Origin of the sequence: Eubacterium limosum (assembly GCF_000807675.2) — a bacterium.
In the GTDB taxonomy this organism is placed as follows: Bacteria; Bacillota; Clostridia; order Eubacteriales; family Eubacteriaceae; genus Eubacterium; species Eubacterium limosum.
The window spans coordinates 883,838-898,021 of record NZ_CP019962.1; the positions used below are offsets into that span (position 1 = coordinate 883,838).

10 protein-coding genes and 3 rRNA genes are annotated in these 14,184 nt (G+C 47.6%); 12 read left to right on the forward strand and 1 reads right to left on the reverse strand.

The features are described from left to right. Positions 1–7 precede the first annotated feature (7 nt). The 12 genes from B2M23_RS04025 to rrf all read left to right on the forward strand — a co-directional run bounded on the left by B2M23_RS04025 (position 8) and on the right by rrf (position 12,698). Positions 8–1,189 carry a sn-glycerol-1-phosphate dehydrogenase gene (locus B2M23_RS04025; RefSeq protein WP_038353451.1) on the forward strand — a complete coding sequence of 394 codons (1,182 nt, stop codon included), beginning with the start codon at positions 8–10 and terminating at the stop codon, positions 1,187–1,189. Between the two features lie 2 nt (positions 1,190–1,191). Then, positions 1,192–1,986, forward strand: a complete 795-nt coding sequence (locus B2M23_RS04030; RefSeq protein ID WP_038353452.1) for an HAD-IIA family hydrolase — start codon at positions 1,192–1,194, stop codon at positions 1,984–1,986. A 209-nt stretch (positions 1,987–2,195) separates the two neighbouring features. Further along, entirely contained in the window at positions 2,196–2,765 is a 570-nt protein-coding gene (locus tag B2M23_RS04035) for a transcriptional regulator GutM (protein WP_038353453.1), read from the forward strand. Between the two features lie 148 nt (positions 2,766–2,913). Beyond that, positions 2,914–3,486 (forward strand): PTS glucitol/sorbitol transporter subunit IIC, encoded by a 573-nt coding sequence (gene srlA / locus B2M23_RS04040; protein ID WP_013378526.1) that lies wholly within the window; start codon positions 2,914–2,916, stop codon positions 3,484–3,486. A 3-nt stretch (positions 3,487–3,489) separates the two neighbouring features. Next, on the forward strand, positions 3,490–4,458 hold the full coding sequence (gene srlE, locus B2M23_RS04045; protein WP_038353454.1) for a PTS glucitol/sorbitol transporter subunit IIB: 969 nt from the start codon (positions 3,490–3,492) through the stop codon (positions 4,456–4,458). 24 nt (positions 4,459–4,482) lie between these two features. Then, positions 4,483–4,842, forward strand: a complete 360-nt coding sequence (locus B2M23_RS04050; protein ID WP_013378528.1) for a PTS glucitol/sorbitol transporter subunit IIA — start codon at positions 4,483–4,485, stop codon at positions 4,840–4,842. Between the two features lie 18 nt (positions 4,843–4,860). Then, a complete protein-coding gene (locus B2M23_RS04055) occupies positions 4,861–5,136 on the forward strand; it encodes an HPr family phosphocarrier protein (protein WP_013378529.1) in 276 nt (91 codons plus the stop codon). Between the two features lie 154 nt (positions 5,137–5,290). Beyond that, the gene (locus B2M23_RS04060; RefSeq protein WP_038353455.1) at positions 5,291–6,499 is read left to right on the forward strand and encodes a pyridoxal phosphate-dependent aminotransferase; all 1,209 of its coding nucleotides are present in this window, start codon (positions 5,291–5,293) and stop codon (positions 6,497–6,499) included. Between the two features lie 9 nt (positions 6,500–6,508). Continuing rightward, positions 6,509–7,453 carry a 3'-5' exoribonuclease YhaM family protein gene (locus B2M23_RS04065; RefSeq protein ID WP_038353456.1) on the forward strand — a complete coding sequence of 315 codons (945 nt, stop codon included), beginning with the start codon at positions 6,509–6,511 and terminating at the stop codon, positions 7,451–7,453. 453 nt (positions 7,454–7,906) lie between these two features. Further along, positions 7,907–9,429, forward strand: a 16S ribosomal RNA gene (locus tag B2M23_RS04070). A gap of 211 nt (positions 9,430–9,640) precedes the next feature. Next, positions 9,641–12,504, forward strand: a 23S ribosomal RNA gene (locus tag B2M23_RS04075). 77 nt (positions 12,505–12,581) lie between these two features. Next, a 5S ribosomal RNA gene (gene rrf, locus B2M23_RS04080) occupies positions 12,582–12,698 on the forward strand. Together the 16S, 23S and 5S rRNA genes form the textbook arrangement of a ribosomal RNA operon. 336 nt (positions 12,699–13,034) lie before the next feature. On the opposite strand, the gene mutY is transcribed toward rrf, so the two are convergent. Beyond that, positions 13,035–14,123 carry an A/G-specific adenine glycosylase gene (mutY, locus tag B2M23_RS04085; protein WP_052237497.1) on the reverse strand — a complete coding sequence of 363 codons (1,089 nt, stop codon included), beginning with the start codon at positions 14,121–14,123 and terminating at the stop codon, positions 13,035–13,037. Positions 14,124–14,184 lie beyond the last annotated feature (61 nt).

The following is a 14,184-nucleotide window of genomic DNA, read 5'->3' on the forward strand; positions in this document are numbered from 1 at the left end:
ACTAACAATGAATGAAATCCTGAATCTGGCCATCAACGAAATGGCAAACACTGAATTTGACTGCTCCTGTGGGAGACACCACAATTTTTCAATCCATGACATCGCCATCGGGAAGGGCGCGATCAAGGAGCTGCCGCGTGTGGCGGAACCCTTTAAAGAAGGAAAAATCCTCATCGTTTACGATGATAATACCTATAAAGCAGCCGGCAAGGAAGCGAAACAGCTGTTAGACGATGCAGGCTTCAATGTCAAGGAATTACTGTTTGACCGTGGTGGAGAATTGTTGATCCCGGATGAAAGTGTTGTCGGACGTATTCTCGAAGAACAGGAATTAGACGTCAGCCTGATGGTAGCCGTAGGTTCGGGTTCACTTAATGACTCTGTTAAATATGTATCCTCCCGTACAAAGGTGCCTTATATCATTGTCTGCACCGCACCTTCTATGGATGGCTATGTGGCCGATGGTGCCCCGCTGATCTGCAACGGTTATAAATATTCTTATCCGGCATGCTTGGCTTATGGCGTTGTCGGCGATACCGATATTATGAAAGAAGCGCCGATGGAATTAATCCACGCTGGCTTTGGAGATGTCGTAGGAAAAATTACCGCTCTGGCAGATTGGGATTTATCCGTTAAGGTCAATGACGAATACCGCTGCGAAACCTGCGTAGAGCTTGTACAGCGCGCTCTGGACAAATGCTTTGGCCAGGCAGAAGCGTTAAAAGAACGCAACGATGAAGCGACCTTATACCTGATTGAAGCCTTAACCCTGACCGGTGTGGCGATGGGGCTCGTCAATATCTCCCGTCCGGCTTCCGGCGCAGAACATATGCTGTCCCACTACTGGGAAATGGATTATATCGCAAGAGGGATGACACCAATCCATCACGGCACACAGGTTGGTGTTGCGACACCAGTTATCGCCATGTTCTTTGAAGAAATGGCAGATCTGCTGCCAGAGGGAACCGGAGCACTGTGCCCGCCGCATGAAGAAATTGAAGAGCTTCTTCGCAAAGCTGGCTGCCCGGTGACACCGAAGGATATCGGCATTGACAGAGATTTATTCCACAGAAGCCTGATCGAAGGCTACAAAGTACGTCCGCGGTATTCTGTTATGGAATTTGCAAAAGCCCACGGCCGTCTGGAAGAAATTGCAGACAAAATTACAAATACAATTTACGGAGAATAAATATGCGATTTGAAAAAGACCAGGCATTAAATGATGTCAAACTGTTCGTACTGGATATGGATGGCACCGTCTATTTAGGCAACAACCTGATCGAAGGGTCTCTGGATTTCATCCATAAAGTTAAAGAAACCGGAAGAAGCTTTATCTTTTTTACCAATAACGCGTCCCGCGTGCCGTCTTTCTACAAGGATAAGCTGGCAAAGATGGGTCTGGAGGTAGAAGAAAGCGATGTTGTCACCGCTGGTGATGTCACCGCGGAATTTTTGAAAACCTACTACCCCGGCAAGCGTGTTTACTTAAATGGGACACCGCTGCTGGAAAACAGCTTTAAGGAAAAGGGCATCAATCTGGTTGATGATGAGCCTGATGTGGCGGTTCAGAGCTTTGACACCACACTCACCTATGAAAAGCTGGATAAAATCTGCCGCTTTGTCCGTAACGGCGTGCCTTTTGTAGCCACCCATATGGACACCAACTGCCCGACTGAGGATGGCTTTATGCCGGACTGCGGCGCAATGTGCGATTTGATCACCTCATCCACTGGCGTGAAGCCGCGTTTCCTGGGCAAGCCTTTTAAGGAAACTGTGGATATGGTACTCGAAATCACCGGCTTCAAACGCGACGAGGTTGCTTTTGTCGGTGACCGTATCTATACCGATGTGGCTACCGGCGTTAAAAACGGTGCAAAAGGCTTCCTCGTACTTACCGGTGAAGCGGATATGCAGACCGTTGCCGAGTCTGAAGTCGAACCCGACTGTATTTATGATTCATTATACGAAATGAGCAAATACCTATAAGGCAAAATCCGGATTTCACAGAAATTTGGCAGGATGAGCAGAGCGGCAGCGGGCGTCCGGCAATGAGGCTAACGCATTTTTAAAAGAAAGTTATCCTGAAAGGATATAAAAACTTTCTTTTAAAAATGTGATCCATTTAATTCTTTATTGTCGAACTTTGCTTATCGTTATATAATAAGATTATTAGTAGGAAAACGGAGAGTGTCCAGATGAACGATGGCTTAAAGTATTTTATATTTCTGGCTTTTGCCATGATGGTTCTGCAGAGCTTTTTATCCTATCTTCAATATAGAAGCTACCAGAAAGCCGTAAGCGCCCTTCAGGGAAAGGGCTGGATCTTGGGCATTGGGATGCGCAAGGGGGGCTTCCATATAAAGGGCGGCGCCATTATTGTGCTGGCATGGGACCGGAAAACCAACCAGGTTATGGCCTGTAAAAGACTACAGGGGATTACCATGTGGAAGCGTTTTGAAGATGTGGACGACTATAACGGAATGACACTCAATGAAGTGCGCAAAATCGGGATCGAGGAAGATCTTGCCATCAACCCTCGGTTACGCGAAAAAGAACCCTACAGTCCGCTGTTGGTTGATAAGCGCCGTAAAAAAGGCGCTCTCATACAGGCTATTGAAGCCATAGACAGGCGTCTCGCAAAAGAGATGGAAAAAGAGGAACAAAAAAAGGTCGTGCAGGATGACGGATTAGAACGGCAGGAGTTACAGGCACGGCTGCGCGCAAGACAGCGTGAAATCAGAAAAGAACAGTCCGACAAAGGCTGAGGGGCCTTTCAGGGCTGCGTAAGGGGGCGGTTCATCTTTAGGTGAAGGACGAATGCAGAGAACGTGTAAACGTTGGCCGTAACGCATACGGCAGGATTAATGGTTTTATTTATATGAGTATTTATTAATTTTTAGAAGGAGTGATTTTATGGAAGCTTTACAAACTTTCGGACAAGGCTTTATGGGTCTGTTCCAGAACGGCGCGAACTACTTTATCCAACTTTATGTCTTACAGTTACTGCCATGGGTTATTATCATGATAACCTTTATGCACATTCTGTTTAAATTAATCGGACTGGAACGAATCGAAAAGCTTGTTAAACTATGCAACAAATTTTTCTTAACCCGCTGGATTCTGTCACCGGTAATCGCCATGGTATTCTCAGGTAACCCGATGACTTATCCTTATGCCCGTTTCTTACCAGAAAACCAGAAGGTAGCCTTCTTTGACCCTGGTATTTCTTTCTGCCACCCGGTTACCGGTTTATTCCCACACGCCAACCCAGGCGAACTTTTCGTATGGCTGGGGATTGCCAGCGGTGTCTACGTACAGGGCTTACAGTTTGGTATCGGCATCGAATCTCTTGGTGGTTTAGCAGTGGAATACTTCCTGCTTGGGATGGTGATGGTATTGCTTCGCAGCATCTTTACCCAGGTAATCTACAACGCTAAGTACAAAGCAAAATACGGCCATGCACAGGGCTCAGAAACGGAGGCATAAACCATGTATAATGCAGTAAGAATCGAAAAAGGACATGGCGGATGGGGCGGACCGCTCGTTATCCAGCCAACTGAAAAGAAAAACAAAATTGTCTCTATTACTGGCGGCGGCATCGACCCGTTAACCCGCAAGATTGCCAAACTCACTGGCGCAGAAGCCATTGACGGTTTCTCAAACGGTGTGCCGGATGATGAAATGGCCTGTGTTATCATTAACTGCGGCGGTACCTTAAGATGTGGTGTATACCCGAAAAAAGGCGTTATGACCGTTAACATCACCCCGGTTGGCCAGTCTGGTCCTTTGGCAGAATTTATTAAAGAAGATATTTACGTTTCCGGCGTTGTCGAAAGCGGCATCACACCGGCAGACGGTTCAGAAGTCCCGGTCGAAGAAGACGCGGCTGAAGAAGAAGTGGTTGAAGAAGCCGCTCCAGCAGCAGACGCTCCAAAAGAAAACTGGGTCGCACGCGGCGGTAAAGCCCTGGCTGGTTTTGCTACCAAGTGTGTGCAGGGCGGTAAAGAAGCCATTGATATTACCATCAAAGACATTCTCCCGTTCATGGCCTTCTATTCACTGCTTATCGGCCTGATCGAGTTTTCCGGTTTAGGCGCTCTGATGGGACAATACGTTTATCCGTATTTAGGAACCCTTCCGGGTCTTTTGATACTGGTAATTATTTGCGCACTTCCTATGATTTCTCCGCTGGTGGGTTCCGGCGCGTTAATCGGCCAGGTATTATCCGTTTTGGTTGGTTATGGGATCATGATTGGTGCATTCCCAGTCGTTTTAGCACTTCCGGCCCTCTTTGCCGTCGATGCCCAGGTAGGCTGCGACTTTATCCCAGTTGGTTTATCCATGGGGGACGCCGCAAGCGATACAGTAGACATCGGGGTACCATCTGTGTTATTATCTAGATTGTTCACAGGACCGATCATGGTGCTTATCGCATATTTTGTAGCAACAATGCTCTAGAATAGATTTTAAGGAGGAAGAATCATGGGATATAAATCAACCGTAACCGAAATTGGACCAATGGTGCAGGACTTTATCGGTGAAAAAATGATTATCGTCTTTAACGATAACGCACCTGCAGCCCTCAGAGAAATGGCTGTTCTCCATTCAATCGAAGAAATGGAAAAGGATATTGCCGTGAACGATATCATCGCCATTGGCGGACAGGAATTCGTGGTAACAGCTGTCGGCAGTGAAGCCAACGAAACATTCAGAACAATGGGGCACTGTACTTTCTGCTTCAACGGAGGGGATACGGCGAAGATCCCAGGACACATCGAACTCCTTGGCGAAGGTATGCCAGAAATCACTGTAGGCTGTACCATCGAAATCATTCACACCTAAGAAAACGGAGAGGTAAATATGTATTCAAAAGAAACGGTTATTATCAACAAAACCGGTCTTCACGCAAGACCAGCATCTGACTTTACAAAAAAAGCCAGCGGCTTTAAATCAGCCATCAATGTAAAAAATCTGGATGAGGATAAAGAAGGAAACGCAAAATCCATCATCGCAGTTATGGCAATGTGCCTGTCAAAGGGAACACGCGTTGCTGTAAGCGCTGAAGGCGATGACGAACAGCAGGCAGTCGATACACTGATCGAGCTGATCGATTCTGGCTTTGGCGAAGAAGAGTAATCTAAAAAAGAGGAGTGCACGAAAGGGCTGAAAAAGCCCGGCGTGGCACTCCTTTTTTTATCGCGCCAAAATTCTTGTGGCGCTTGTTTTTTTTTCGCCTTAAGCTTATAATGAATACATTAATGTAAGGAAATCAAAAAGGAGTTAATATAAAATGCAAATATCCAAACGCGTAATGGGGATGGGAGAACCCGCCCTTTTAAAATATTATCCCCTGGTGGATAAAGCCGAGGCTGAAGGGAAAAAGGTCTACTACCTGAATATCGGACAGCCCGATATCTGTACCCCGCCCAGCTTCATGAAAAAAGTCAACGAAATGAAGGAAAACGTTCTGGCCTACGCAGCTCCCGAAGGCGAAAACGCATTGCGGGAAGAAGCCTGCAAATATTACCATAAATACGGCTTAACCTATCATAGAGGGGATATGCTCATCACCAATGGCGGCAGCGAAGCCTTGCTGTTCACCTTTCTGACCATCTGCAACCCCGGCGACCAGATTCTGACCCCGGAACCGCTCTACAGCATTTATAAAGAGATGGCCTCAGCCACCAGCATTGACTTAAGAGGTATTAAAACCTACGCCGAAGAAGGCTTTGCCCTGCCAAACAGGGAAACCATCGAGGCGGCCATCACCCCGGCGACCAAGGCAATTCTGATCACCAACCCCGGCAACCCGACCGGTAAGGTGTTCAGCAGGGAAGAAATCGAGCGCGTGCGGGATATCGCTCTTGCCCATGATCTTTACGTCATCGCTGATGAAGTTTACCGCGAATTTATTTATGACGGGCTCGCGTATGTGAGCCCCGGCCATTATCCAGAGCTGGATCAGAACTGCATCATTATCGACAGTATTTCAAAGCGCTATAGTGCCTGCGGCGCCCGTATTGGCTTTATCCTGTCAAAAAATTATGCGTTTATGAATCAGATTAAAAAACTCTGCCAGATGCGACTGGCTGTCTCCAGTGTCGACCAGCTCGGGGCCGCTGAGCTTTTTAAGCTGGATACCAGCTTTTTTGATGACGTGCTCAAGGAATACACGCATCGACGCGATATTGTCTACGACTGTCTGAAAACCATCGACGGCGTGGTCTGCAAAAAGCCGACGGGAGCATTTTACTATGTGGCCAAGCTTCCAACAAAGGATGCCTGCGATTTTATCGAATGGATGATCACCGATTTTGATTATGAGGGCAAAACCGTGCTGCTGTCCCCTGCCAATGATTTTTATATTCATCCCGAGGACGGCGCAGATGAAGTGCGCATTGCCTATGTTTTAAAGGATACGGATATGGCAGCTGCCGTGGAAACCCTGAAACAGGGACTCAATACCTATAAAGAAAAATTCCCGGAACGTTGTAAATAGGAGAAAAGAATGGAAATAAAAAATCTACAGAAGGGACAGCCGTTTTTAGGTTATCTCTTTATCAAATCCCAGGTAACCAAAACCGCTGCCAACGGCAGCCGCTATTTTAATATGAAGCTCACCGACACCAATTTTGACGAAATCGACGGAAAAATGTGGGATGTCAAGGAAGCCGACGAAGAGGAATTTGTCACTGGCAAGCTTGTAAAGATCAAGGGCGCTGTCCAGGAATACAATGGGCATCTCCAGCTCATTGCCAACCGTATGCGTCTGGCCAATGAGGGCGACGATGTCAGCATCGATGATTTTGTGGAGTGTGCCCCTAAAAATGTCAATGAGATGATCAGAGAGATCAATACGACCATCGATGCCTTTGCGAATGAAGACATTAAGAAGCTGACCAAAGCCATTTTTGAAGATAAGACAAAGGTACTGTCCTATTTCCCGGCAGCCAAGTCTAACCACCATGCCCTAAAGGGTGGACTGCTCTATCATACCTATTCCATGCTGCAAATCGGAAAAAGCCTGACACCCCTTTACCCGTTTCTCAATGCAGATTTACTGTATTCAGGCATTATCCTCCACGATATCGGCAAGATTACCGAGATGGAATCCGATGAAAACGGCTCTGTAAGCGACTATACCGAGGAAGGCAAGCTGTTGGGGCATATCGTCACAGAAATCGTGGAAATCGACCAATACGGGCAAAAACTCGGCGTCAGTGAGGAAGTTCTACTGCTCTTAAAGCACATGATTCTGTCACACCATTACGAAGCCGAATACGGAAGCCCCAAAAAGCCGATGTTTCCAGAAGCTGAGCTGCTTCACCACATCGACATCATTGACGCCCGCATGAATACCATGGAAAAAGTCCAGAACAGCTTAGAGCCTGGCGCCTTCTCCGAAAAGATCTGGGGACTGGATGGTATCCAGCTCTACCGGAGCAAATTGTAAGCTGCAGATACTCTATATAATGTAGAAAAAAGCAGATGCCGCCGCGCATCTGCTTTTTAAAATATCCAGGTTAAAATAAAATCAAAAAAGATTAAAATAAATGTTAAAAAGCGCTTGACAAAGGGTAAGGTCCGGGGTATACTAAATAAGCTGTCTCGGAGAGCACAGCACCGCGGGGATTTCAGTCCGGCGCTTGAGAAATTTAAAAAATAAATTTTAAAAAGTGCTTGACAGAACGAAAACGACGCGGTATAATAAAGGAGTTCGCTTGAGAAAACGAACAACGATTACAGCGCAGAGCTGTAAGGGTCATAGAAAAGAGAATAGTACCATAAAACCTGAAATTCCAGCTGATGAGAATCAGCAAAGGATAAAAAACGCAAGTGCGATGAACACTTCAAAAAATCATCAAATGAACCAGATCAAGAAGCCGAAAGGCTAAACGATAAACTATTTATTGAGAGTTTGATCCTGGCTCAGGACGAACGCTGGCGGTATGCTTAACACATGCAAGTCGAACGAGAAGGTTTTGATGGATCCTTCGGGTGACATTAGAACTGGAAAGTGGCGAACGGGTGAGTAACGCGTGGGTAACCTGCCCTATGGAAAGGAATAGCCTCGGGAAACTGGGAGTAAAGCCTTATATTATGGTTTTGTCGCATGGCAAGATCATGAAAACTCCGGTGCCATAGGATGGACCCGCGTCCCATTAGCTAGTTGGTGAGATAACAGCCCACCAAGGCGACGATGGGTAACCGGTCTGAGAGGGCGAACGGTCACACTGGAACTGAGACACGGTCCAGACTCCTACGGGAGGCAGCAGTGGGGAATATTGCGCAATGGGGGCAACCCTGACGCAGCAATACCGCGTGAGTGAAGAAGGTTTTCGGATCGTAAAGCTCTGTTATTGGGGAAGAAGAATGACGGTACCCAATGAGGAAGTCCCGGCTAACTACGTGCCAGCAGCCGCGGTAATACGTAGGGGACAAGCGTTGTCCGGAATGACTGGGCGTAAAGGGCGCGTAGGCGGTCTATTAAGTCTGATGTGAAAGGTACCGGCTCAACCGGTGAAGTGCATTGGAAACTGGTAGACTTGAGTATTGGAGAGGCAAGTGGAATTCCTAGTGTAGCGGTGAAATGCGTAGATATTAGGAGGAACACCAGTGGCGAAGGCGGCTTGCTGGACAAATACTGACGCTGAGGTGCGAAAGCGTGGGGAGCGAACAGGATTAGATACCCTGGTAGTCCACGCCGTAAACGATGAATGCTAGGTGTTGGGGAAACTCAGTGCCGCAGTTAACACAATAAGCATTCCGCCTGGGGAGTACGACCGCAAGGTTGAAACTCAAAGGAATTGACGGGGACCCGCACAAGCAGCGGAGCATGTGGTTTAATTCGAAGCAACGCGAAGAACCTTACCAGGTCTTGACATCCTCTGACGAGCCTAGAGATAGGAAGTTTCCTTCGGGAACAGAGAGACAGGTGGTGCATGGTTGTCGTCAGCTCGTGTCGTGAGATGTTGGGTTAAGTCCCGCAACGAGCGCAACCCCTGCCTTTAGTTGCCAGCATTAAGTTGGGCACTCTAGAGGGACTGCCGTAGACAATACGGAGGAAGGTGGGGACGACGTCAAATCATCATGCCCCTTATGACCTGGGCTACACACGTGCTACAATGGTCTGAACAGAGGGCCGCGAAGCCGCGAGGTGAAGCAAATCCCTTAAAACAGATCCCAGTTCGGATTGCAGGCTGCAACTCGCCTGCATGAAGTTGGAGTTGCTAGTAATCGCGGATCAGAATGCCGCGGTGAATGCGTTCCCGGGTCTTGTACACACCGCCCGTCACACCACGAGAGTTGGCAACACCCGAAGCCTGTGAGAGAACCGCAAGGACTCAGCAGTCGAAGGTGGGGCTAGTAATTGGGGTGAAGTCGTAACAAGGTAGCCGTATCGGAAGGTGCGGCTGGATCACCTCCTTTCTAGGGAACAGGAAGTCATGGTACTATTTTCTTTTGTATGACCCAAAGTCATACATTGGTCATTGAAAACAACATAAAGAAAAAAGAGTAAAGAGCAAATATTAAACAAAGTAAAAAACTTCTTAATAAATGCAATTTCAAAAACAACATTCTTTTGAGCTCAGAAAGAGAACAAAAGAAAAACAAAACGAAATGCGAAAGCATTCGTGGAGATCAAGAAACAAAGAGCACAGGGTGAATGCCTTGGCACTGGGAGCCGAAGAAGGACGCGACAAGCTGCGAAAAGCCACGTTTAGGAGCACATATCCGTTGAGACGTGGGTGTCCGAATGGGGAAACCCGGCGGTCAGAAGGGCCGTCACCGTTAAGTGAATCCATAGCTTAACGGAGGGAACCCGGGGAACTGAAACATCTTAGTACCCGGAGGAAAAGAAAGAAACATCGATTCCTTAAGTAGCGGCGAGCGAACGAGGAAGAGCCCAGAATCCATCAATCATTTCCGTTTAGCAGAAGGGCATGGGAAGGCCCCGCAAAGAGCGTAAGACGCGCGTATGCGAAAAGCCGAGATGAGGAGATTCGAGGAGTACCACGGGACACGTGAAACCCTGTGGGAAGATGGGGGGCCCACCCCCCAAGGCTAAATACTACCCAGTGACCGATAGCGGAAAGTACCGTGAGGGAAAGGTGAAAAGAACCCCGGGAGGGGAGTGAAATAGAAACTGAAACCCTGTGCTTACAAGCAGCTGGAGCGCAAGTGACAGTGTGCTTTTTGTAGAACGGGCCAACGAGTTACGGTATGTAGCGAGGTTAAGCACTTCAGGTGCGGAGCCGAAGCGAAAGCGAGTCTGAATAGGGCGCCTTAGTTGCATGCTGTAGACCCGAAACCGTGTGATCTATCCATGACCAGGGTGAAGCTTGGGTAAAACCAAGTGGAGGCCCGAACCAGTGTCTGTTGAAAAAGGCTTGGATGAGTTGTGGATAGGGGTGAAATTCCAATCGAACACGGAGATAGCTGGTTCTCCCCGAAATAGCTTTAGGGCTAGCGTTCTGTGATGAATGACGGAGGTAGAGCACTGAATTGGGTAGGGGGCGTCAAGCTTACCGAACCATATCAAACTCCGAATGCCGTGCATTTTAACAGGGCAGTCAGACAGTGGGAGATAAGTTTCATTGTCAAAAGGGAAACAGCCCAGACCATCCGCTAAGGTCCCCAAGTACTGATTAAGTGGGAAAGGATGTGTCACTGCACAAACAACCAGGATGTTGGCTTAGAAGCAGCCATACATTTAAAGAGTGCGTAATAGCTCACTGGTCGAGTGGTGGTGCGCCGAAAATGAACGGGGCTAAAATCAGGCACCGAAGCGATGGATTGTACCATAAGGTACAGTGGTAGGGGAGCAATCTCTTAGGGGCGAAGCCATTTCGTAAGGGATGGTGGACTTAAGAGAAGAGAGAATGTTGGCATGAGTAGCGAAAGTGAAGTGAGAATCTTCACCATCGAAAGCCCAAGGTTTCCTGAGGAAGGCTCGTCCGCTCAGGGTTAGTCGGGGCCTAAGCCGAGGTCAAAAGACGTAGGCGATGGACAACTGGTTGAAATTCCAGTACTACCTCAATGCGTTTGAGAAATGGAGTGACACAGAAGGATAAGCGAACCCGGCCGTTGGAAGAGCCGGGGCAAGCAGTGAGACTGCAGCGGGAGGCAAATCCCCCATTGCATAAGGTCAAGCTGTGATGCGGAACGAAAAATAAGTAGGGAAGTCGCCGATTTCACGCTGTCAAGAAAAGCTTCTATCGAGCAAAGAGGTACCCGTACCGTAAACCGACACAGGTAGGCGAGGAGAGAATCCTAAGATGAGCGGGAGAAGTGTTGTTAAGGAACTCGGCAAAATGACTCCGTAACTTCGGGAGAAGGAGTGCCCCTTCGGGGGCCGCAGAGAAGAGGCTCAAGCGACTGTTTAGCAAAAACACAGGTCTCTGCTAAATCGAAAGATGACGTATAGGGGCTGACGCCTGCCCGGTGCTGGAAGGTTAAGGGGAGTGCTTAGCGTAAGCGAAGGTGCGAACTTAAGCCCCAGTAAACGGCGGCCGTAACTATAACGGTCCTAAGGTAGCGAAATTCCTTGTCAGGTAAGTTCTGACCCGCACGAAAGGCGTAACGATTTGAGCGCTGTCTCGACAACACACCCGGTGAAATTGTAGTACTCGTGAAGATGCGAGTTACCCGCGACAGGACGGAAAGACCCCGTAGAGCTTTACTGTAGTCTGGCATTGAGTTTTGATATAACATGTACAGGATAGGTGGGAGGCAGAGAAGCATGCACGCCAGTGTGTGCCGAGCCATTGTTGGGATACCACTCTTGTTATATTGGAATTCTAACGCGTTGCCGTAATCCGGCAAGCGGACAGTGTCAGATGGGCAGTTTGACTGGGGCGGTCGCCTCCTAAAAAGTATCGGAGGCGCCCAAAGTTACCCTCAGGATGGTTGGAAACCATCTGTAAGAGTGCAAAGGCAGAAGGGTGATTGACTGCGAGAGAGACATCTCGAGCAGAGACGAAAGTCGGGCTTAGTGATCCGGTGGTTCCGAGTGGAAGGGCCATCGCTCAACGGATAAAAGCTACCTCGGGGATAACAGGCTTATCTCCCCCAAGAGTCCACATCGACGGGGAGGTTTGGCACCTCGATGTCGGCTCGTCTCATCCTGGGGCTGAAGCAGGTCCCAAGGGTTGGGCTGTTCGCCCATTAAAGAGGCACGCGAGCTGGGTTCAGAACGTCGTGAGACAGTTCGGTCCCTATCCGTCGTGGGCGTAAGATATTTGAAAGGAGCTGTTCCTAGTACGAGAGGACCGGAATGGACAAACCGCTGGTGCACCAGTTGTTCCGCCAGGAGCATCGCTGGGTAGCTAAGTTTGGAAGGGATAAGTGCTGAAGGCATCTAAGCACGAAGCCCCCCTTAAGATAAGATATCTCATTCGAAAGAAGTAAGGCCTCTGGAAGACGACCAGGTAGATAGGCTGGAGGTGGAAGTGCAGCAATGTATGGAGCTGACCAGTACTAATCGGCCGAGGTCTTGATCCCATCAAGACATTTTGAAAACTCTTTTCCTTTATGTTGTTTTGAGTGACCAAAACAACCGAATAAAAACGCAAGATTGATCTCGTGATGATGGCGAAGGGGAAACACCTGTTTACATACCGAACACAGAAGTAAAGTCCTTCAGCGCTGAAAGTACTTGGTGGGCAACTGCCTGGGAGGATAGGACATCGCGGGGTCTTTTTACATTTAAGACTTAAGCCGCGTAAAAAAAGAATGGTGAGTGGCCCGTGCAAGTTGACTTGCAAAGGGCCAATGACCATTCTTTTTTTATGGGGCGCAGCCCCTGACGAAGGCGTCCGCAGGACGACGGAGTACGCGGCGGCAAGAGCTGGAAATCTTACAATGCGCATGCAAACAAGTTTGCAATGGGCTGGTGAAACGTTCTTTTTTATGGGGCACAGCCCCTGACAAAGGCGTCCGCAGGACACCAGAGTGCGCAGTGTCAATCTGCCGCAAGCCTTCCTGACCGTAAGCAAAGAATCAAAGGAATGATTCTTTGCTTTTTTGCATTTTTACAGCAATACTAATAATTTAGAGAAAGCCGTTGGTAGCGCCACAGCAGCTAGCTGTTCACGATCTTTAAAGGCGGCTTGGGTATCACCATATTTTTCTGGTGCTTCAGCAGCCATTGCAGGATCAATTTCAAAATAATAGACGGTCATATTCCAAATAATATGACTGAAAACATGTTTGCTGTTGCCGATGATTTTCCCTTCCGGGAGATCAGTAAAGATGGTTTTCAAGGCTTGACGAATAGCATTGCCAGGCCTTGCTTTTTCTTCTTCTATAATAGGGAAACTCCATAAACCTGAAAGAAGGCCCTTATCGGGACGCTTAACAAGATAAAGAGCGCCTCCCATATCAACAATCCCCACTTCCATTTCAAGCTTTTTCTGACGCTGTTTTTTCGATTTAACGGGTAATTGATTTGCAGTTCCTTCTCTAAAAGCTTCGCAGATATTTTGCTCAGGACAAATCATACATTTTGGGCTGGTTGGGGTGCAAACTAAAGCGCCGAGTTCCATAAGGCCTTCATTAAAATCACCGGGAGTATCGGGTATAGCTTGGGCAACCCAGTCAGTAATGGCATTTTTTACTTTAGTATCAGCGATGTCGCCACTGTAATTGTTAAATCGTGAGATCACACGCAGAACATTTCCGTCAATGGCAGGTACTTTTTCTTTGAAAGCAATACTGGCAATGGCGCCGCCTGTATATGGCCCGATGCCGGGAAGTTTAATGAGCGCATCGTAATGGTCTGGAAAATTTCCGTGGTATTCTTCATGAATTAATTTTGCTGCCTTATGAAGGTTTTTAGCCCTGGAGTAATAGCCTAATCCTTCCCAAAGTTTCAGAACTTTATCTTCAGGTGCCTTTGCCAGAGCTGTTACATCTGGAAAAGCTTCTATGAAACGATGATAATAAGGAATAAGTGTATCAATCTGGGTTTGTTGTGCCATAATCTCTGAGATCCAGATATTATAGGGGTCTTTGGTTTCACGAAACGGCAAGGCACGTTTTGATTTGTAAAACCATTGTAAAAGATTTGTGGCAAAAATACGTGCAGTTTCTTTATGAAAATTTAAAATATTTTTCGTCATATTATCCTCCAATAGGCATTATTATAGCATAAATGCTTAAAAAACTTGACAAACATCCAAA